Origin of the sequence: Streptococcus sp. HMSC072D05, from assembly GCF_001815805.1 — a bacterium.
GTDB lineage: Bacteria > Bacillota > Bacilli > Lactobacillales > Streptococcaceae > Streptococcus.
Genome location: NZ_KV822013.1, coordinates 43,110 through 44,067, shown reverse-complemented (window position 1 = coordinate 44,067; position 958 = coordinate 43,110). Strand labels below are relative to the sequence as shown.

Annotated in this window: 1 protein-coding gene; it reads left to right on the top strand. The window is 44.3% G+C overall.

All coding sequences use genetic code 11. The features are described 5' to 3' along the window. The coding region (locus HMPREF3057_RS04160) for an SHIRT domain-containing protein (RefSeq protein WP_257370856.1) at positions 1-958 on the top strand (958 nt) is incomplete at both ends.

Sequence of the window (958 nt, the reverse complement as noted above, 5' to 3'; positions counted from 1 at the left end):
AAGTAAAACGGAAGTGAAGACAGCAGAAGGCACATGGAGCTTCAAGTCATACGACAAGACTTCAGAGACTGTCAACGGTTCAGATGTTAAGTTTGTAGGAACATGGGAATTTACAGCGAGCCCAGCATCAACAGTGACTCATAAAGCAGTTCACGAGTTTGTCAGCGGAACGCCAGGAAAAGAACTTCCACAAGAAGTGAAAACCTTGCTTCCAGCAGACCAAACAGACTTGAAAGATGGCAACAAAGTAACTCCAACGCAACCAAGTAAAACAGAAGTGAAGACAGCAGAAGGTACCTGGAGCTTCAAGTTCTACGATAAGACATCGGAAACAATTAATGGATCAGATGTTAAGTTTGTAGGTACATGGGAATTCACCCCATCCCCAACCTATAAGGCAACTCACGAGTTTGTCAGCGGAACTCCAGGAAAAGAACTTCCACAAGAAGTAAAAACTCTGCTTCCAGCAGACCAAACAGACTTGAAAGATGGCAACCAAGTAACTCCAACACAACCAAGTAAAACGGAAGTTAAGACAGCAGAAGGCACATGGAGCTTCAAGTCCTATGACAAGACATCTGAAACTATTAATGGAGCAGATGCCCACTTTATCGGTACTTGGGAATTCACTCCAGCGCCAACAGTGACTCATAAGGCAACTCACGAGTTTGTCAGCGGAACTCCAGGTAAAGAACTTCCACAAGAAGTGAAATCCCTGCTTCCATCAGACCAAACAGACTTGAAAGATGGCAGTCAAGCAACGCCAACGCAACCAAGTCAAACAGAAGTTAAGACAGCAGAAGGTACCTGGAGCTTCAAGTCTTATGACAAGACATCTGAAACCATCAATGGAGCAGATGTTAAGTTTGTAGGTACATGGGAATTTACAGCAACTCCAGTTCCAACAGTGACTCATAAAGCGGTTCATGAGTTTGTCAGCGGAACGCCAGGAAAAGAA